This is a genomic window from Sporosarcina cascadiensis (assembly GCF_009650995.1).
GTDB classification, from domain to species: Bacteria; Bacillota; Bacilli; order Bacillales_A; family Planococcaceae; genus Sporosarcina; species Sporosarcina cascadiensis.
This window is the reverse complement of record NZ_WHVV01000002.1, coordinates 164,084-183,589: the sequence shown is the minus strand read 5'-3', so window position 1 is coordinate 183,589 and position 19,506 is coordinate 164,084. Positions and strand designations below refer to the sequence as shown.

19 protein-coding genes are annotated in these 19,506 nt (G+C 46.3%); 2 read left to right on the top strand and 17 right to left on the bottom strand.

Annotated features, from left to right (window positions below; genetic code table 11):
• Positions 1-530: 530 nt before the first annotated feature.
• The 8 genes from GDZ68_RS03195 to GDZ68_RS03160 all read right to left on the bottom strand — a co-directional run bounded on the left by GDZ68_RS03195 (position 531) and on the right by GDZ68_RS03160 (position 7,213).
• Complete coding sequence (locus tag GDZ68_RS03195; RefSeq protein WP_153720841.1) at positions 531-1,829, bottom strand: methyl-accepting chemotaxis protein; 1,299 nt, start codon at positions 1,827-1,829, stop codon at positions 531-533.
• Positions 1,826-2,272, bottom strand: a complete 447-nt coding sequence (locus GDZ68_RS03190; protein WP_153720840.1) for a low molecular weight protein arginine phosphatase — start codon at positions 2,270-2,272, stop codon at positions 1,826-1,828. The genes GDZ68_RS03195 and GDZ68_RS03190 overlap by 4 nt, the downstream gene beginning before the upstream one ends.
• 56 nt (positions 2,273-2,328) lie before the next feature.
• Positions 2,329-2,832, bottom strand: a complete 504-nt coding sequence (locus tag GDZ68_RS03185) for a manganese efflux pump (protein ID WP_194841037.1) — start codon at positions 2,830-2,832, stop codon at positions 2,329-2,331.
• A gap of 64 nt (positions 2,833-2,896) precedes the next feature.
• Positions 2,897-3,928 (bottom strand): L-threonylcarbamoyladenylate synthase, encoded by a 1,032-nt coding sequence (locus GDZ68_RS03180; RefSeq protein ID WP_153720838.1) that lies wholly within the window; start codon positions 3,926-3,928, stop codon positions 2,897-2,899.
• 60 nt (positions 3,929-3,988) lie between these two features.
• Positions 3,989-4,555 (bottom strand): stage II sporulation protein R, encoded by a 567-nt coding sequence (locus tag GDZ68_RS03175; protein ID WP_153720837.1) that lies wholly within the window; start codon positions 4,553-4,555, stop codon positions 3,989-3,991.
• Between the two features lie 47 nt (positions 4,556-4,602).
• Positions 4,603-5,454, bottom strand: coding sequence for a peptide chain release factor N(5)-glutamine methyltransferase (prmC, locus tag GDZ68_RS03170; RefSeq protein WP_153720836.1), 852 nt, complete (start codon positions 5,452-5,454; stop codon positions 4,603-4,605).
• The gene (gene prfA / locus GDZ68_RS03165; protein WP_153720835.1) at positions 5,447-6,523 is read right to left on the bottom strand and encodes a peptide chain release factor 1; all 1,077 of its coding nucleotides are present in this window, start codon (positions 6,521-6,523) and stop codon (positions 5,447-5,449) included. Before prfA ends, prmC begins: the two co-directional genes overlap by 8 nt.
• Before the next feature lie 90 nt (positions 6,524-6,613).
• Positions 6,614-7,213 (bottom strand): thymidine kinase, encoded by a 600-nt coding sequence (locus GDZ68_RS03160; protein WP_153720834.1) that lies wholly within the window; start codon positions 7,211-7,213, stop codon positions 6,614-6,616.
• 61 nt (positions 7,214-7,274) lie between these two features.
• On the opposite strand from GDZ68_RS03160, the gene GDZ68_RS03155 reads away from it, so the two are divergent.
• The gene (locus GDZ68_RS03155; RefSeq protein WP_153720833.1) at positions 7,275-7,499 is read left to right on the top strand and encodes a hypothetical protein; all 225 of its coding nucleotides are present in this window, start codon (positions 7,275-7,277) and stop codon (positions 7,497-7,499) included.
• Positions 7,500-7,517: 18 nt separating this feature from the next.
• Here the strand turns inward: GDZ68_RS03155 and rpmE are convergent, their stop codons facing one another.
• From rpmE to GDZ68_RS03120, 7 genes are all read right to left on the bottom strand, one after another.
• Positions 7,518-7,736, bottom strand: coding sequence for a 50S ribosomal protein L31 (gene rpmE, locus GDZ68_RS03150; RefSeq protein ID WP_153720832.1), 219 nt, complete (start codon positions 7,734-7,736; stop codon positions 7,518-7,520).
• Positions 7,737-8,524: 788 nt separating this feature from the next.
• On the bottom strand, positions 8,525-9,808 hold the full coding sequence (gene rho, locus GDZ68_RS03145; RefSeq protein WP_153720831.1) for a transcription termination factor Rho: 1,284 nt from the start codon (positions 9,806-9,808) through the stop codon (positions 8,525-8,527).
• Positions 9,809-9,967: 159 nt separating this feature from the next.
• Complete coding sequence (gene glpX / locus GDZ68_RS03140; protein ID WP_153720830.1) at positions 9,968-10,933, bottom strand: class II fructose-bisphosphatase; 966 nt, start codon at positions 10,931-10,933, stop codon at positions 9,968-9,970.
• 134 nt (positions 10,934-11,067) lie between these two features.
• Positions 11,068-12,345 carry a UDP-N-acetylglucosamine 1-carboxyvinyltransferase gene (locus GDZ68_RS03135; protein ID WP_153720829.1) on the bottom strand — a complete coding sequence of 426 codons (1,278 nt, stop codon included), beginning with the start codon at positions 12,343-12,345 and terminating at the stop codon, positions 11,068-11,070.
• 58 nt (positions 12,346-12,403) lie between these two features.
• On the bottom strand, positions 12,404-13,051 hold the full coding sequence (fsa, locus tag GDZ68_RS03130) for a fructose-6-phosphate aldolase (protein WP_153720828.1): 648 nt from the start codon (positions 13,049-13,051) through the stop codon (positions 12,404-12,406).
• Positions 13,052-13,781: 730 nt separating this feature from the next.
• Entirely contained in the window at positions 13,782-14,639 is an 858-nt protein-coding gene (locus tag GDZ68_RS03125) for a class II fructose-bisphosphate aldolase (RefSeq protein WP_153720966.1), read from the bottom strand.
• Positions 14,640-14,729: 90 nt separating this feature from the next.
• A complete protein-coding gene (locus GDZ68_RS03120; RefSeq protein ID WP_153720827.1) occupies positions 14,730-15,098 on the bottom strand; it encodes a response regulator in 369 nt (122 codons plus the stop codon).
• 885 nt (positions 15,099-15,983) lie between these two features.
• On the opposite strand from GDZ68_RS03120, the gene GDZ68_RS03115 reads away from it, so the two are divergent.
• Positions 15,984-16,511 (top strand): DUF2529 family protein, encoded by a 528-nt coding sequence (locus tag GDZ68_RS03115; protein WP_153720826.1) that lies wholly within the window; start codon positions 15,984-15,986, stop codon positions 16,509-16,511.
• A 45-nt stretch (positions 16,512-16,556) separates the two neighbouring features.
• Here GDZ68_RS03115 and GDZ68_RS03110 read toward each other — a convergent pair whose 3' ends face one another.
• Together GDZ68_RS03110 and rpoE are read right to left on the bottom strand one after the other, a co-directional pair.
• Positions 16,557-18,158: a CTP synthase gene (locus tag GDZ68_RS03110; RefSeq protein ID WP_153720825.1), complete on the bottom strand. Its 1,602-nt coding sequence runs from the start codon at positions 18,156-18,158 to the stop codon at positions 16,557-16,559.
• 301 nt (positions 18,159-18,459) lie between these two features.
• Positions 18,460-19,032 carry a DNA-directed RNA polymerase subunit delta gene (rpoE, locus tag GDZ68_RS03105; protein ID WP_194841036.1) on the bottom strand — a complete coding sequence of 191 codons (573 nt, stop codon included), beginning with the start codon at positions 19,030-19,032 and terminating at the stop codon, positions 18,460-18,462.
• Between the last annotated feature and the right edge of the window lie 474 nt (positions 19,033-19,506).

Sequence of the window (19,506 nt, the reverse complement as noted above, 5' to 3'; positions counted from 1 at the left end):
AGTATGAGCATAATATTAGAATGATTATAATAGGTTAGGTATTTCATGCAATAATTAATATCCTGCAAAGGCTAAAATTCTTGTAACCAATGCGTTTACAAAGTCGAGTTACGAAATCTATACGAATTAAATTTATACACTACAAAAAAGCAACATAACTTACATCCTAACACCAGCGAAGGCGCAACTGCGGAGCGGCTATGAGCGCGAAGTCTGGTTCAATGATCACGGCGGGATGCTGGATGATCACTCAGCCGAGCCGAATGATCACGTGGCCGGTATCTATGAGCGGCTGAGGCTGAGCTATGAGCGCTTGAGCTGGTACTATGATCATCCGCGAAGCTTCTTTGGCAGCTAGCCGCGTTCTTTGCCAGTAAGCTTATCACGTAAGGCAATCCCCCAGCGCCGAAGCGAATTTAAACTGCAAACACACACTTATTTCAAACTTCCTGCAAACTACCAAGCCAGCACGACATAAAAAACCTCCCGCTTGTCCATCAATACTCTGACGTTTAGCGGGAGGTTTATAACTATTCTGGAGTTCGGTCAAACTTCCGGATCACTTTATAAAGCTCTTCGGACTGCACCTTGAGTTCGAGTGCTTTGGCATCTGTTTGTTCAATAGAGGCTACTTGCTCTTCGGTTGCCGCCCGGACTTCTTCTGCGCCTGCTGACGTTTCTTCTGCAATGGAAGCAACTTCCATCGACTGTCTTGCAGTGCGTTCGATTGTCTGCATCTGGCGGCTGACGATCTCGGTGATTTCGTCTACCGATGCGGCCATAGTGTGAATCGTCTCGGTCATGGACTGGACGTTTTCATTGGTTTTCGTTGCTCGTTCGGCTTCTGAGGCTGCCGTGTCGACTTGCCGTTTCATATCAGAGACGACTTTTTTGACGTCTGACTGGATGCTTTGGACAAGTGCCGAAATCATTTGGACGGCGTTGGCACTCTCATCAGCGAGGTTGCGTACTTCTTCCGCAACAACGGCGAAACCTTTGCCATGTTCACCAGCGCGCGCGGCTTCAATAGAAGCATTCAGCGCCAATAGGTTCGTCTGTCCGGCGATGCTGCCTACCACTTCAACGATTTCGCCGATTTTATGGGCGTTTTCATCCAGCACTTGAATCGTTTCCAATGATTGCTCACTTTGCTCGGTCATTTGATGAATGCCGGACAGCACAGACTGGAATACATCCGTTGTCGTATGCAGCTCTTTCAGCATCGCTTTCGAATGCTCGGATGACTGGCCTGCGCGGCTGTTTACTTCCTGCGCAAGCTGACGAACATCTTCAATGGCATGGACTGTATCCTGAATGGCAGCCGCAGTCGTCTCTGCACCGTTTGATATTTCACCGATTGTACGGGCAATCGCATCAGACTGTCCGGATGCCGCGCTTGTTTCTTTCGTCAATGCGTCAACTGACTGGACTGTTGCCTGGAAGTTCGATTCGATCTGCTCGATGATACTGCGCAAATTCAACACTACTTGCTGGAACGCTTTAGATACCGAATGAATTTCATCAGATGAATTCGGTAATTGAATATCCACGCCAATTTTCCCGTCCGCCACTTTCATTGCAGCAGTTTCCAAACGCTGCAGAGGCCTGGTCAAAATGATACTGAACAGTGCCGCTAAAATCCCCGACCACATAACCCCCATTGCGTACGTCAGCAACTGAAATACGAATGGCCGGGTATTCGGGAAGAATGTCGGCTGCACCCAATTAATAAATACTGCACTCGTTGAATACGTGATGACTGCAAGAATTACGACAAATAAGACCAGCTTTTTGCGCAGCCCCACTTTTTTCGTTCTAGTTTCGTTCATTGTTTTCCCTCCGAAAGCTGCCGGGCGATGGTTTGAATGAGTTCCGTCAGTTCCATGTACGTCTCGCGGTATGTCGCCAAGTCGCCGCCGTATGGATCATGGACATCAAGTCCTCCGCTTGCACCTGCATACTCTTTTAATGTAAAAATCTTGTCTTTCATACCAGGAAAACTGCGGTGCAGCGTATCCCGGTGGCCCGCTGTCATTGTTAAAACCAGTTGGGCCCATTGCATATCGGCTGGTGTAAGTTCATTTGAGAATCCATCGAATGAAATACCGGCTTCTGTCAGCAGCCGAGCGGAATTCGCTGAAATCGGCTGTCCATCCATCGCATATATTCCTGCAGATCTTACTTCCACACCAGGCAAGTTTTCATTTTTCAGCAGCGCTTCCGCTAACGGACTTCTGCATGTGTTGCCTGTACAAATAAAATAAATTTTCATTTTCTTCACCTACTATACAGAATAACGGATATATGAGAAAAAAGAAACAGTAATTGTTAAAATATGAAGGACATTACACCTATTATTATGAAAATCACGCCGGTTATACGTCGAATAAATGTGCCATTGATGAAAGGTATCCGACCTGTGGATAACAATGCAATGATAGAAAAGAAAAATGAGAAAAAGCCTGAAACAAAAATGAACAGCCATTTATTGAGCTGCATCATGCCGAATGTTACGCTGACGGTGAACGCATCCAGACTAACCATCAGTGCCAGGAAGATCGGTGACATCTTGTGAATCATCGACGGCTGTTCTCCGTCATCCAGTAAGATATGCAAGCCGATTAATCCGAGCATAACACCGGAAAGCACCTGACTCCAGCCCGCAAAAAGGTGGACGGTCCATTCGCCCATATAGAAACCAACGAGCGGCAATAGCATATTTAATAATGTTGTCCACAGCGCGATCATCAATCTTCCGCGCCGCAGTTGCAAAACGGTATAGACAATGAGGATATCAACTGTCGTAACAATTGCTGCTATAATTTCAATCAAAAAGTAAGCCCCCTCGCAGTTCACATGCATCTATCCTATGCGTCTGCTGAAGGGGGCTATTCGTTTATTCCGAAAAACGTTTGCCGTCTGAAGCTTTTTCAAGCCGGTTCATGACGGCGGCACCGATACCCGAGAGATCTGTTTCTACTGCGAGGATCACATCGGCTTCCGTGGCATCACTCTGCCGGATCGCTTTATAAAGATTCGCCGCCATCGCTTCATGGCTGCTTATTGCTCCTGTCGAAAAGTACCAGTCTGCATTCGCTGTATGCAATTCATCGGGACCAATCACAGCAACCCGTTTTCCCTGACGATGAATACTATTCAGCGCAGTTTCCAATCTGGCGGCGTCCGGTTCGATGACGAACAAAGGAGCTTCCGGTGCGTAATGCGTATATTTCATGCCGGGCGCTCGCGGAGTTGTTGTCTGATCTTCCGGCTTGGCCGCCAAATGAACGGTGCCGATCAGTTCTTCTATCTGCTCTTTGGAGATACCGCCGGGACGCAGAATAACGGGCGGAGTAACCGTGACATCCAGTACCGTAGATTCCACGCCGATTCCTGTTGCGCCGCCGTCTAAAATGAGCGGAATCTTTCCGAATAAATCATGATAGACGTGCTCCGCTTCTGTCGGACTCGGCTTTCCGCTGCGGTTCGCACTGGGTGCTGCAACAGGCAGCTGAAGTTTCTGCAGCAGTGCCAAGGCTACAGGGTGATCAGGCATGCGGATCGCCAAAGTATACATGCCAGCCGTGACTGTTTTCGCGATAACGCCCGGTTTCATTTCCATGACGAGCGTCAAAGGCCCCGGCCAGAAAGCTTCCATTAGCCTCTCTGCCACTTCTGGCACTTCTGCCGCATACTTTGCTGCATCCGATTTGTTTCCGATATGTACGATGAGCGGATTATCCGCAGGTCTTCCTTTTGCTTCAAAAATCTGCTGCACTGCCTGCTCATCTGTGGCAATTGCTCCGAGTCCGTATACTGTTTCAGTCGGAAATGCGACAAGGCCGCCCGATTTCAAGATATCCACAGCTTGTTCATATGTCTTTTCATTATCCACGAGGTTATCCACTGATTTCATTTGCGTTTCCATCTGTCCAACCCCTTCTTATACACATTTTACTTATTTTATCCACAAAAATTGTGAATAGTTTTACGAGAAGATCGACTTTATCCACTCCCAAATGAAGAATGTAACAGGTTCTTCGTCTGTTTCAACCGCTGCAGTTTCTTCGGGATAGCAAACATTCGGAAACAATCCACACCACCAATTATCCCCTTTGCCTTTGCCAATTTTCAAAATATAGCTGTCATACACGTCTTGTTTTTGAATCGCAAAACCGATGCGTTTCGGCGGAATGAGTGCCGCCTGGTGTTCGAATGTCACGGAAAGTCCGTTTGCCTGATGAGCTGCCAGCTGTGTAATCTCCGCGCTTGCTGCTTCCATTCGGCGCTGCATCTGCTCCGGCGTTCCCGATTCATTGACTGCCGAAGCGAGCAGCGGGGCAATTTCTTGTTGAATCTGCTGCTTCATCTGCTGGTCTTCAACCGTATTGGAATTTGCCAATATGCGAAACTGCGGCATTTCACTAGTTTCCGCCGGCTGATAGAATAGGATCAGAACTCCTTGAATTGCAAGCAGCACCAGTATAAATTCTATAATAGCAAGAACCTTAGAAGTTTTCGTTTGTGGTTTTTCAATTGTGTAATCTTGTAACATGTCATCCCCTCCTGCACTCTATCATGAGCCGCAGAAAGAGATTTTATTCATGTAATCTCACAAAATATCATTCGGTCTTTTTTATTGATATCCTGAACGATCTCCACTTTCGCCTGCGGGAAGGCTTCCTGCAGGAATTGCTGCACTTTCTCTCCTTGTAAATAACCAATTTCAAAGCCAATGAAAGCCTGTTTATTCAGCATAGGAGAAAGACGTGCTGCAAGTCTCCGATAAAAATACAGTCCTTCTTCTTCGGCGAATAAAGCGGACGCCGGCTCAAAACCATATACCGTTGCAGACATTTCTTTCTTTTCCTGTTCGGCTATATATGGAGGATTGGAAAGGATGATATCCCACTTTTGCGGTGTGAGCGGTTCTTCCATATCTCCCTGCAAAAATGTAATGACGGCATCATTACGCTCCGCATTGCGAGCGGCAACTTTTAGCGCTTCTTCGCTGAAATCAGTAGCCGTCACATTTGCGGAGGGACGTTCTTTTTTGAAAGCTACTGCAATCGCACCGCTTCCTGTGCCGATATCTGCCATTTCAATCGGACGGTTTCCGAATAATTTATTCGCACGTTCGAGCGCATGATAAACCAATTCCTCTGTTTCCGGACGCGGTATCAGTACATGTTCATTTACTTCAAATGAATAACCGTAAAAAGACTCTTCACCGAGAATATATTGGATCGGTTTGCCTGTCAGTAGTTCTGTTATATAGCCTGAAAATTGCGAGCGGAGTTCATGCGGCAGCTCTTCACGCAGGCTCGCCAGATAGTCTGACCGGCTTTTTCCCGTGACTGCCCGCATCGCTAATTCCGCCGTATTTGCATCAAGCCCGCGGGCATCCAGCAAATCCTGGGCGCGTTTAACAGATTCCCAAATCGATTCAGTCATTTTGATCCAGACTTTCCAGACGGTGCGCCTGCTCTTCAATGATGAGCGCGTCGATCACTTCGTCCAGTTTCCCTTCAATTACTTGGTCCAGTTTCTGTATTGTCAGGCCGATGCGATGGTCAGTAATGCGGTTTTGCGGAAAATTATAAGTTCGAATCCGTTCTGAACGATCTCCCGAACCGACTGCGGATTTCCGCTTTTGATCATATTCTGCCTGGACTTCCTGCATGAACTTATCGTACACACGTGCACGCAGTACTTTCATCGCTTTTTCTTTATTTTTGATTTGAGATTTTTCATCTTGTATCGATACCGTGATGCCAGTCGGCAAATGTGTCAGACGAACAGCAGACATTGTCGTGTTGACGGATTGGCCGCCCGGTCCGGATGAGGCAAATGTATCTGTACGAATGTCTTTATCATGAATTTCAATCTCCACTTCTTCGGCTTCCGGCAGACAAGCGACCGTGGCAGTCGACGTATGAATCCGCCCGCCGGACTCTGTCTCCGGTACACGCTGTACGCGGTGCGCTCCGTTTTCGTATTTTAATTTGGAGTACGCTCCATTGCCGTCAATCATGAAGATGATTTCCTTGAAACCGCCAAGTTCAGTCGGTGACGAATCGATCACTTCCACTTTCCAATGATTCATTTCGGCGAAACGCGTGTACATACGGTATAGACTGCCTGCGAATAAAGCGGCCTCGTCGCCGCCTGCCGCACCGCGGATTTCCATGATGACACTTTTATTGTCATTCGGATCTTTTGGAACAAGCAGTATTTTCAGATGTTCTTCAAGCGGCCCGATACGTTCTTCCAATTCATCGATCTCCATCTTCACAAGTTCTTTCATGTCGTCATCCAGCGGTTCATCGAGCATTTCTTTTGCGTTTTTGTATTGAGCCTGCACTTCTTTGTATTCCCGGTATACTTCAACGGTTTCCTGCAAATCGGATTGTTCCTTCGAATACGTACGCAATTTATCCAGGTCATTGACGATTTCCGGATCACTCAATAATTCATTGAGCCGATCGTAACGGTCTTCCACTGCCTGCAGTCTGTCGAACATAATGATTTCACCTCTTCTGGAGTATTGGGTTATTTCTGTATAGCAGAACCGCCTATCCGTTCGAGCTTCTGGATAGACGGTGAATGTTTTTTATTTTGCCTGTTCTGCACGGATGCCTGCCGGTACTTCATGATGCTGGCGGCAGCGCGGCTCGTAAGCTTCAGAAGCGCCGACCAGCACAATCGGATCATCAGAGCTTGCCGGACGTCCGTCAATCAACCGCTGGGTGCGGCTCGAAGGAGATCCGCAGACCGTGCAGACTGCCTGCAGTTTCGTGACCAATTCGGCAACTGCCATCAAGCGCGGCATTGGTCCGAACGGTTCTCCTCTGAAGTCTTGATCGAGACCTGCGATGATGACACGAAATCCGCGATTGGCCAGGCCTATCGCCACTTCTACAATTTCTTCATCAAAAAACTGTGCTTCATCAATGGCGACCACATCGAAATCATCTGTCACGAGGTTCGGTATTTCTCTCGCTTTGGAAATCGGATTGGCGATCATCGACGTGCCATCATGGCTGACAACCGCTTCTTCGCTGTAGCGATCATCGATTTCCGGCTTGAATACCGCGATTTTCTGTTTGGCAAATTCGGCACGGCGAATCCGGCGAATTAACTCCTCCGATTTTCCTGAAAACATACTGCCGCAGATGACTTCCATCCAGCCGCCTTGCATTGAAACGTACATGGTCAATCTCCTTTCAGCTTGTTGCTTATGTATGGTTGGAATCTTGCTGCGGGTGTTGCTTTTGAAGTTTCTTTCAGCCGGCGATAAACCTTATGAGCATCCGGAACGTCAGTATGAGCCCTTGCGGACGGTTTATGATCACGCGCGGGGATCGTATGAGCGTTCAGGCGGTTTTAATGATCACGATGCCGCGCAATATGAGCGTTCGTGCGGGTTCTATGATCATTCAGCCTCAGATTTCACACGTCTGACTATAAAAATACCCGTCTGGCACGACTGCACCTGACGGGTATCTGGCATTTGATTACTCTTGTTCTTGTTCTGACTTGATGCCGTATTTTTTGTTGAAACGGTCGACACGGCCGTCCGCTGCAGCAAACTTTTGGCGTCCAGTGTAGAATGGGTGACATTCTGAGCATACTTCCACTCGAATATCCTCTTTTACAGAACCTGTTTCGAATGTATTGCCACATGAGCAAGTTACTTTTGCAAGTTTGTAATCCGGATGAATTCCTGCTTTCATCGGTCTCTCTCCTCTCGCCCTGAACCATCTGGAACAGAGTATAAATTTATAAGGCGTTCTATCGGCAGATGCCAATAAAACGGATCGATGCCGTACACAGCCCGTATTTGTCAGCTGTATATGCAGTTGTACGGAAATACCGTACTTGAATAGTATATCAAAATCGGACAGGCTGTGCAACAGTTTGGTTTGGGTTTTTATTGGGTTAGATCTTAATGAAGTTTAGAGCTACTTTGTATGCAGTAGGGGATTTGCGCTCTGGGTGGACGCTTTCCCGAGGGCCCGCGGTGAGCCGACTTGGTCGCAAGCTCCCCAAAGTCGTCTCATCTGTCGGGCTGATCCTCCGGGAGTCGCCACCCGACGCTCCAATCCCTACTATGTATCACAAAATACTAAGTATTGCTCGTTGAATCTTACTAGCTGATGTACTCTGAATCTAAAATAAAATTTCAAAATTGTTTCAACTGCTTTGAACTTAGCAATGATCAATGAGACATGAAATTTTATATACTATGTGATCATCAAAACTTCTCAGATTTTAGAAAACTTCAGTGCTCTTGCTCTGTGTTTGTATTAGCAAAGTAAGGATTGAAACGGAAGACGGGCGACTCCTGCGGGAATAGCAATTACTTTTGCGAGTAAAAGCGTAGCGTTATGAGCATGAGCCTTGAGACCCCGCAGGAGCAAAGCGACGAGGAGACTCAAGCCATGCCCGCGGAAAGCGTCCCGTCTGTAGTGAAAATCCTCTAGCACTAAACTAATGCACAAAATTTTTTTATTTAAAATCCTTAAATCAATCCCTTGCCCTTACGATGCGCTTTCATTTCTTCATTCAGCTTTTCAAAAAACTCTTCGTTGTTGTCGGACTGGCGGAGTTTTTTCATGAAGCGCTCGGTGAAGTCGTTGGAATCAGAGAAGGTTTTTCTGATGGCCCAGAGTTTTTCGAGTTTTTCCGGCGGAATAAGCAGTTCTTCTTTACGTGTTCCTGAGCGGCGGATGTCGAGTGCCGGGAAGATTCTGCGTTCGGCAAGGCTGCGGTCGAGATGCAGTTCCATGTTGCCGGTTCCTTTAAATTCTTCATAAATGACTTCGTCCATACGGGAGCCGGTTTCAATCAGAGCTGTTGCCAGAATGGTTAAGCTGCCGCCCTCTTCGATGTTACGTGCGGCACCGAAGAATCGTTTCGGCCGGTGGAAAGCAGCCGGGTCAATACCCCCGGATAATGTTCGTCCGCTTGGAGGGATGACCAAGTTAAACGCACGTGCCAGACGAGTAATGGAGTCCATCAGGATGATGACATCGCGTTTACTCTCTACCAGGCGCATTGCCCGTTCAAGTACCAGTTCTGCCACTTTGACATGATTCTGTGGTTCTTCATCGAATGTAGAACTGACCACATCGGCGTTTACAGAGCGTTCGATATCCGTTACCTCTTCCGGTCTTTCATCAATTAGCAAAACGATTAATTCCGCTTCCGGATGGTTCGTTGTGATAGAATTAGCAATTTCTTTCAGAAGCATCGTCTTTCCTGCTTTTGGTGGAGCAACGATTAATCCGCGCTGACCAAATCCAACAGGTGAGACGAGATCCATAATTCGTGTCGAAACATTACTTTTTGTCGTTTCTAATCGGATCTGCCGGTCTGGATATAAAGGAGTAAGTGCCGGGAAATGTACACGCTCGCGTGCTACTTCCGGGTTTTGGCCGTTTACTGCTTCTACCTGAAGCAGCCCGTAGTACCGCTCATTTTCTTTTGGCGGACGGACTTTTCCGGTAACTTTATCGCCGTTACGCAGATCGAAGCGGCGGATTTGGGATGCCGATATGTAAATATCTTCGGAGCTCGAGGAATAGTTGATCGGACGCAAGAAACCATAGCCTTCCGACTGGATGATCTCCAGCACACCTTCCATGAAGAAAAAGCCTTCTTCTTCTGCACGTGATTTCAAAATCGCAAATATTAATTCTTTCTTAGTCAGCTTGCTGTAGTTCGTAATCTTGTACTTTTTCGCAAGCGCGTACAGTTCCTTGAGCGTCATATTCTCTAGGTCTGCAAGGGTAATCATCGTCATTTATACGCACACCACTCTTCATTTATAGTATTAGGATTATTTGACGCTATTAAACAGAAAGGAGGACACTTGATGTCCTTCCTTTCCGCAATAGCCTGCATTATGGATCGTTGATAGTTTCAGGAAATAGAAACCCGGCTGAACCGGGTGGTGAGGGAGTTAGTCTTGCATAACGAGAAGTGGTTTTTTCTTCATGCTGTGGCGACCTTCTACAAAACGGATTGTGCCTGATTTAGAACGCATGACAAGTGACTGTGTCCGGCAATATGAACCTTTGAATTGCACGCCGTCCATTAATTCACCGTCTGTTACACCGGTTGCAGCAAAAATACAGTCATCGCCTTTTACCAGGTCATCCATTTTCAATACTTTATCGACATCGATGCCCATTTTGATGCAGCGTTCTCTTTCTTCATCATTAGAAGGAACGAGACGCCCTTGGATCTCTCCGCCCAGACATTTCAATCCAACTGCCGCGATTACGCCTTCAGGAGCACCGCCCATGCCGAATAAAATATCCACGCCTGTGTCATCGAATGCTGTATTCAATGCGGCAGCTACGTCGCCGTCTTCAATTAACTTGATACGCGCGCCTGCTGCACGGATCTCTTCGATAATTTCTTTATGACGCTCACGGTTCAATACAGAGGCTACCAGATCATTAACCGATTTGTTTTTCGCTTTCGCTACAGCTTTCAGGTTGTCTGTAACTGATGCATCTATATCAATCTTGCCGACCGCTTCAGGTCCGACTGCGATTTTGTCCATATACATATCAGGAGCATTCAGCAAATTACCTTTGTCTGCAACTGCAAGTACAGCAAGCGCATTCCATCCGCCTGACGCTACGATATTCGTGCCTTCGAGCGGATCAACCGCAACATCAACTGCCGGTCCGTGGCCTGTCCCGAGTTTTTCACCGATATATAGCATCGGAGCCTCGTCCATTTCGCCTTCACCGATTACGACTACGCCTTCCATTGGAATTGTATCAAATACTGTTCTCATGGCTTCTGTAGCTGCATCATCTGCTTCATTCTTCAAACCGCGTCCCATCCAGCGGGCTGCTGAAACTGCTGCCGCCTCTGTTACACGCACTAATTCCATCGATAAACTACGTTCCATACTGTTTTGTTCCTCCTGTTTGCGGTAAGGCGCTTGTCGCGTTTTACCTTTCATTTGCCTACGTCCGCACCCATGATTGCACGCTGTCTGGATGTGTCGTTATGGTCTATTATACACGAAATTACAAATTACTGTCACTCGGAAATTGAAGCTGCGGTCAGACCTTCTACTTTTTGAATATCGGCACCAAGATTTTGCAGCTTGGAGATGATCCGGCTATAGCCGCGTTCAATATGTTCGATATCCTGAATTTCTGTTTCTCCGCTTGCAATCAAACCGGCAATCATCAGCGCCGCACCGGCACGCAGATCAGATGCGCGCACTGTTGCCGCCTGCAATTGAGTAGGTCCTGAAATAATTGCAGAACGCCCTTCCACACGCCCGTCGGCATTCATTCGGCGAAGTTCGTCGATTTGCTTAAAACGCGCGGGATAGATCGTATCCGTTAAAATCGAGGAGCCCTGCGCCTGGGTCGACAGCACGCAGAACGGTTGCTGAAGATCCGTCGGGAATCCCGGATAAACCAGTGTTTTCACATCCACTGCTTCCAGCTTCTCCGTTTTCGGAATAAAAATCTGTTCTTCGCCCACTTCGATTTTGACGCCCATTTCACGAAGTTTGGCCGTAATTGCTTCGACGTGCAGTGGAATGACATTATCAATCGTAATACCATCGCCGACTGCCGCCGCCATTATCATATAGGTTCCCGTCTCAATTCGATCGGGGATGATCGTATGTTTCGTACCGTGTAAACTTTCTACCCCTTCGATTCGAATGACGTTTGTTCCGGCTCCTTTGATGTTCGCGCCCATATTGGACAATAGTGTTGCCACATCAATGATTTCCGGTTCTTTTGCTGCATTTTCAATCACTGTTTTTCCTTTTGCCATGACAGCAGCGAGCATGATATTAATGGTCGCTCCCACACTAACAACGTCTAAATAAATTTTGGCACCGCGCAGTTCATCTGCACGCAGATAAATCGCACCGTGTTCATTGGTCACTTTTGCGCCGAGTGCTTCGAATCCTTTAATATGCTGATCGATTGGCCGCGGTCCTAAATGGCAGCCGCCGGGCAGTCCGATAACCGCGTGCTTAAACTTGCCGAGCAATGCACCCATCATGTAGGAGGATGCCCGAAGTTTCTTGACATTGCCGTTCGGCAGCGGCATAGATACAATTTCTGAAGGATCAATCGTCATTTTGCCGTCTTCCACTTGCACTTTGCCGCCGATTTCTTCCACCAGCAGCTGCAGTGTCTCTACATCAGAAATTTCCGGAAGACCTGCAATCGTTACCGGCGAATCAGCGAGAATAGCTGCAGGAATCAAAGCTACTGCACTATTCTTTGCGCCGCTTACTCTCACAGTCCCTTGCAGCTGTTTTCCACCTCTAATTTTGTAAACGTCCATTTCGATCTCCTTTTGTTTTGAATCCAGATACCATCACGCCGGAGCATGATTGATTCCGTCACTTATTCGTTCTGGTTTCCCAGTCTTGTAAAAACTGATCGATGCCTTTTGCTGTCAGCGGATGGGCGAATAAACTTTTCAATACATTAAATGGTGTCGTTGCAATATGCGCCCCTGCTAAAGCGGCAGCCGTAATATGTTGAGGATGTCTGATCGAAGCCGCAATAATTTGCGTGTCCAGATCATGAATCGTGAAAATATCTGAAATAGTTTCAATTAGTTCAGTTCCATTTTGTCCGATATCGTCTAAACGGCCAATAAAAGGTGACACATAAGTTGCGCCGGCACGAGCGGCCAGCAGTGCCTGGTTCGCACTGAAGATCAGCGTGACATTTGTTTTGATGCCCTCTGCAGCAAATACTGAACAGGCTTTCAGACCTTCAGGCGTCATCGGCAGCTTGACGGTAATATTTTCCGCAAGGGCAGCCAGTTCGCGTCCTTCTTTAATCATTCCTTCTGCATCCAGTGAAATTACTTCTGCGCTGACTGATCCGGGAACAAGTGCAGTAATTTCTTTCAAACGGTCATGGAATGAAATATCTTCTTTTGCCACCAATGAAGGATTGGTTGTTACGCCTGAGATAATCCCCCAGCTGTGTGCTTCTTTTATTTCATCAAAGTTTGCAGTATCTATGAAAAATTTCATGTCATGTTGCCTCCTAGTTTTTACTGTTAAAATACAGGCTCTTTATAAAAAAGCACGCTTCACAGTTTACTTTATGATAGTTTACGTAGTATGGGTTAGTAAGTGGAAGAAGACCGTTTCCCTGCGTTCCAGGCGGACGCGTTCGGGAGGGCCCTCGGTGAGCCAACTGGTCGCTTCGCTCCCTTTAGTTGTCTCATCCTATCGGGCTAATCCTCCCCGAGTCGCCGCCTTCCACTCCGGTACACTGGCTGGTATTTCAATACTTTTTATATGAGTGGCAGTATGAGCATACTATTTAGGCTTATTATGATAGGTTTAGCGTTTCATGCAATACTTAGCATTCTGCAAAGGCTTAGGTTCTTGTGATTATCGCGTTTACAAAGTGAAGAAACGAAACCACGCCAACTCAACTTACACTCTGCAAAAAGTCAGCACGTTATTACTTACCCACACCAGCGTAGGCGCAACTGCGGGGCGGTGCTAAGCAAACAGCGTCGGGTTCGCTTTGACGTATTTCTGCATTCTTTGTAGAAATTAAGGCAGTGATACACGTTCTTCGCCAGCTGGCTCAAAGCGTAAGGCAATCCCCCAGCGCCGAAGCATTGCCAAATTACAACATAGTTCTCTTAATACATACCAGACAAGTTATCAAGAAAAGATTTTAATCTAGACAAAAAACACAAAAGAAGGAGACATATTGCGCTCCTCCTTTGTTGCGGGTATTTCTGGATTACGCTTGCTGGGAACTGCCGAATTCGCGCATTTTGCCGATGACAGTTTTTTTGATCGCTTCACGCATCGGTGTAAGGAATTTACGCGGATCATAAACATCTGAATCTGCATTCAGTGTGTCACGGACCGCCTGTGTTCCTTGAATTTGGTTTTCTGTATTGACATTGATTTTAGACGTGCCCAATGAAATCGCACGCTGGATATCTTCAGTAGGGATTCCTGTTCCGCCATGAAGCACGAGAGGAATATCCCCTTGATTCGAGATTTCTTCCATTTCTTTAAAGCCCAGGTTCGGTTCCCCTTTATACGGACCGTGCACGGAACCAAGCGCGGGAGCCAGGCAGTCAATACCTGTCTTTTCTACAAGTTCCCGGCATTCTGCAGGATCTGCATAAATTACGCCTTCTGCGATAATATCGTCTTCCTGTCCGCCGACAACCCCAAGTTCAGCCTCTACAGAGACATTATGCTGTTTTGCCAATTCCACTACTTTTTTTGTGGTTTCGATATTTTCTGCAAGCGGCTTGGACGAAGCATCAATCATAACTGAAGTGAAACCTGCTTCAATTGCTTCTTTGCATTTTTCATAGCTGGAGCCGTGATCTAAATGAATTGCAACCGGCACAGTTGTTCCGTAGTCCTCCATCAAACCTTTGACCATCATGACAACTGTTTTGAAGCCGCCCATATAACGTGCCGCGCCTTCAGAAACTCCTAAAATGACGGGAGACTTCTCTTCTTCCGCAGCCTGCAGTATTGCTTGGGTATATTCTAAGTTATTTATATTAAATTGACCGATGGCATATCCTTCTTTTTTACCTTTAATCATCATATCTTTCATCGAGACGAGTGGCATGAAAATTTCCTCCTTGGCTTTCGACGGTTTGTCTGTTTCATTATTCTTTCTGCTCTCTAGCATATCAAATTCCATTCATTATTACTACTGTCAGACGTCTCGTCTTTCCAACCTGTTCAAGACTGTGTCGCGTACTTCAAATATATCAAAAGGTTTCGTGAAGTGGTGATCGACGCCAAGTTTCCCAGCTTCGTCAGTCAGTTCGATTTCACTGTAGGCCGTCATCATCATGACAAGTGCATCAGGCATTTGCTTCCTGATTTCGCGCAGTACTTCGACACCGTTCATGCCGGGCATTTTCATGTCCAGCAGTATACAGTCCGGCTTCATCTCACTCAGTATATGTAAGGCGTCCTTGCCGTTTGAGGCTAATGTTGGTTTAAGACCCGCTTGTTTGAATATTTCTTCCAGCAGCATACGTATGCCCGGCTGATCATCGACTATCAATATTTGCTTCAAATGAATTCCTCCTCAATACTTTTTTGACCATAAACCTTTTTTGAAATACATATAGAAGATAGCAGTTTCAAAGAACACGTTTTCAAATGAAAATATTTTTATTAAAATGAATTTTAAATTAGTACTTATTTCCAGACGTAAAATGGTTACGCGGGAAGAGACCGTTTCCCTGCATTCCAGGCGGACGCTTTCGGGAGGGCCCTCGGTGAGCCAAGCGAACAGCGAAGGGTTCGCTTTGCCGTATTTTTGCGCTCTTTGTAAAAATTAAGGCAATACAGAGTCTTTTCTACACGTTATTTTCGCTTCGCTCCCTTTAGTTGTCTCATCCTATCGGGCTGATCCTCCCGGAATCGCCTAAAACCAGTGCTCCTAACGCTACGCTTTTATTCGCAAAAGCCGTTCTTCGTGACGGCTTTCACTCCGGTACACTAGCTGGTTTTTCAATAATTTTTATGTGAGTGGCAGTTTGAACATACCGTGTGACCTTTTATGATAGGTAGTTTTTCATGCAATACTTATCATTCTGCAAAGGCTAAGAATCTTGTGTTAATGCTTTACAAAGTTCGAAAAAGGAAACCATGCCAACTAAATCCATATTCTGCAAGATAGTAGCATATCATGCATTCTCCACACTAGTGAAGGTGCAACTGCGGGGTCGGCCTTACGCCAGCGCCGAAGCGGGTTCAAACTGCAAACACTCACTTCGTTCAAACTTCCTGCAAAATCGAGCAATGAAACCCGCACACACTAAATCCACACCATTCAAACCGCATTTCATTCTAATGTATATTATTCGTAATAATTCCATTAATTCCTCTATTTAAAGTCATTGGTTTTTGCACTTCTTGCTTTAATTTCTTATACTGAACATTTGGAGGGATAAATATGAAGATGTTAACGACCCAGATTCGAGGTCTTTTGGAACGAATCGCGGATGGACAGGAAGAGTCAATAGAAGAAACAGCCCGGCTGCTCGCTCAGGCTTTGGTTGGAGAAGGACGGATTGTGATTGCCGGTTTTGAAGAGATGGACGCAATCACAGCTACTGCTTTGCATGGAGCTGAGCCTTTGAAGCGAGCTGTCCATTATACTGAGGACCTGTCGTTCACTGCAGCAGACCGTGTTTGGCTGCTTGCTCGAAAGGCGGATCATCCGTCTGCTCTTCAGCTGGCCAGGCAGCTGGCAGATAAATTCATTCCATTTGCCGTCTTGACAGCAGACCCGCATGACGAAACCAATGAACTCGCCGATCTGGCGTTTACGTATATCTCGACAGGGCTGAAAAAAGGATTGATCCCGGGTCCAGACGGTGAACGGATTGTGCAACCTCATGCCCTGGCAGCCTTGTTCGTCTATGAAGCAGTAAAATTATCGCTCGACGAGATGCTCGGCGATGATGACGATTTCGAATGAAAAAACGCCCGCAAAAGTGTTAAAAAACTTTTGCGGGCGTTTTGATTATTTACGATTGTCCAATGCTGCGCGGATGAATTCGCGGAACAACGGCTGTGGCCGAGTCGGGCGAGATGCGAACTCCGGATGGAACTGGCAGCCGATGAAGAATGGATGCTCTTGCAGCTCCATTACTTCGATGAGACGGCCGTCCGGGCTGATTCCCGACACGATGAAGCCGGCTTCTTCAAGCTGCGCGCGGTACGCTAGATTGATTTCATACCGGTGTCGGTGACGCTCGTAAACCAATTCTTCACCATATGCATTATACGCTTTCGTGTTCTCCGACAATTTACATGGATAAGAACCAAGACGCAATGTGCTGTCTGCTTCTTCAGCAGTATGGCAGTCAGGGTGGAATGTTGTGACATTGTGTTCAGTTACTGTGTCAAACTCCAATGAATGTGCCTTGTCGAGTCCGGCGACATTGCGGGCGATTTCTGCAGCAGCTAATTGCAGTCCCAGACTGATGCCGAAGAACGGTACTTTATGTTCACGTGCATACGTAATCGCTTCGATTTTACCGTCAATTCCACGATCTCCGAAACCGCCGGGAACCAGGATTCCATCAGCGTCCCCGAGCAATTCTTCTACGTTTTCCGCAGTTACTTCTTCAGAATTAATCCATTTGATATCGATATCTGTACTGAATGCATATCCTGCATGACGCATAGCTTCCACCGCTGAAATATACGCATCTTGCAGTTCAACATATTTACCGACAAGCGCGATTTTCACTTTTTCTTTCAATGATTTTACGACTTTCACCAGTTCTTCGATATCGGAAATATCCGGCTGCGGTGTTTCCAGTCCAAGGTAATCAACAACAATCTGATCCATATGCTGTTCATTCAGACGAAGCGGCACTTCATAAAGTGTTTCAGCATCAAGTGCTTCAATGACTTCCTCCGGCTTGATGTTACAGAATAACGCAATCTTATCCTTCATTTCCTGAGGAACCGGGTACTCACTGCGCACGACAATCATATTCGGCTGGATTCCGAGACTTCTTAATTCCTTTACGCTGTGCTGAGTCGGTTTTGTCTTCATTTCGCCTGCTGCATGAAGATAAGGGATCAAGGTGTTGTGAATGTACATCACGTCATTTTTGCCAAGATCCGTCTTCAATTGGCGGATTGCTTCAAGGTACGGCAATGATTCGATATCGCCGACACTTCCGCCGATTTCAGTAATTACGACGTCGGCATCCAATGTTTCGCCTGCACGTTTGATCAGCTCTTTGATTTCATTCGTGATATGCGGAATGACCTGAACAGTCGCTCCTTTATATTCACCGCTGCGCTCTTTGCGGAGTACGAGATCATACACTTTCCCCATCGTCACGTTAGAGTATTGGTTACATTGAATGTCAATGAAACGTTCGTAGTGACCGATATCAAGATCCGTTTCAGCTCCGTCTTCCGTCACGAAAACTTCGCCGTGCTGGTAAGGACTCATCATGCGCGGATCAATATTAATGTATGGATCAAATTTTTGATTCGTTACTTTTAAACCGCGGTTCTTGAGCAGTCTGCCAAGTGATGCTGCGTTAATCCCCTTACCTAAAGACGATACAACGCCGCCGGTGATAAAAATATATTTAGTCATGTGTAGTTCCTCCATTTGTTCTATTTACATGCTCGAAGGCTGATGAAATCAATCTCGCCTCGGCGTGATTGGTCGGGATTTTGGATAAGCTTTGCGAAATTAGCTCCCCTCAAAATACCTGACATCCGCCGGAGGCCACATCTGAATCCAGCAATGTTACACCGCTGGATTCAGATGAAAAATAAAAAAAGCGCCCCAGTTGTAGTGAACTACAATAAGGAGCGCGTATACACGAATTCATGTGTCCTTTTCAGGAGCCCATACAAATCTTATATTTTCAGGCGCTAAAAGTCAAGTCTTGTTATTTTTCTTCCTCGTACTCTTCGTCTTCCTCTTCTTCTTCCTCATCCTCTTCATCAAGGTCGAGTTCTTCATCAGGAATCACTTCTAAATCGTCATCAGGATCAATCAGATCTTCTTCGATTTCAACGACTTCTTCCTCGTCGTCGTCTTCTTCAGCATCATCATCATCTTCTTCGCCGAGTTCGACATATTCTTCGTCGAAGATCTCTTCATCCTCGTCGTCGTCTTCCACTTCTTCGTCTTCATCATCATAATCTTTTTTCTTCTTTTTCTTCTTGCGGACTTTTACGACCGGAGCCGTTTCTTCTTCGATTTGATCAACCGGATACCACTCACGCAGCCCCCAGCGATTGTCTTGGATCGCAAGGAAACGGCCATCGATGTTCATGTCTGTGTAGAATTGAACAAGTTTATCTTTCATTACCTTATCAGAAACGCCTGTAAGTTTCTGGATTTCGTCCATCAACTGCTGCAAAGTCAGGGACTCGCGTCGTTCTGTAAGGATTTGGTAGGTAATATTAATGAACGACTCTTCTGCGAGCTGTTCTTTCGTCATTTCATGGATATTCAATTTATGGCACGTCCTTTCTTCAACACATAAGCATAGTTTACATTATATACAGTTTCGGTTCCAATATGCTACATTCTTTTGCTTCTCTTTACGTTTCTATACTCATTAATTGTCAGACATCCCAGATAGATAGACGCAAAGGCAAAGGGAATGACCCCCAGTCCGCTGCTGTAAAAGATGAATGTGAGAAGAAACAGAAGTACAATTATAACCGCATGATAATACCATCTCACCTTCAACACATCCCTTTCTCTTCGTTCCTTACATTATACGGATAAAGTTAGCAATTTATCCACTATGGAGCAGTTGTTGTTTTTCATATGTAAAATCCTGCAGAGTGCTATGAGCGCGAATGAAAGCCGCATGATCACGCAGCCGGCCGCTATGAGCATCCGCGCGGGCACTATGATCACCTGAACATTGCGCATGATCACCTGAACGCAGACGATGATCACCAGCCGCTCTCCCATGATC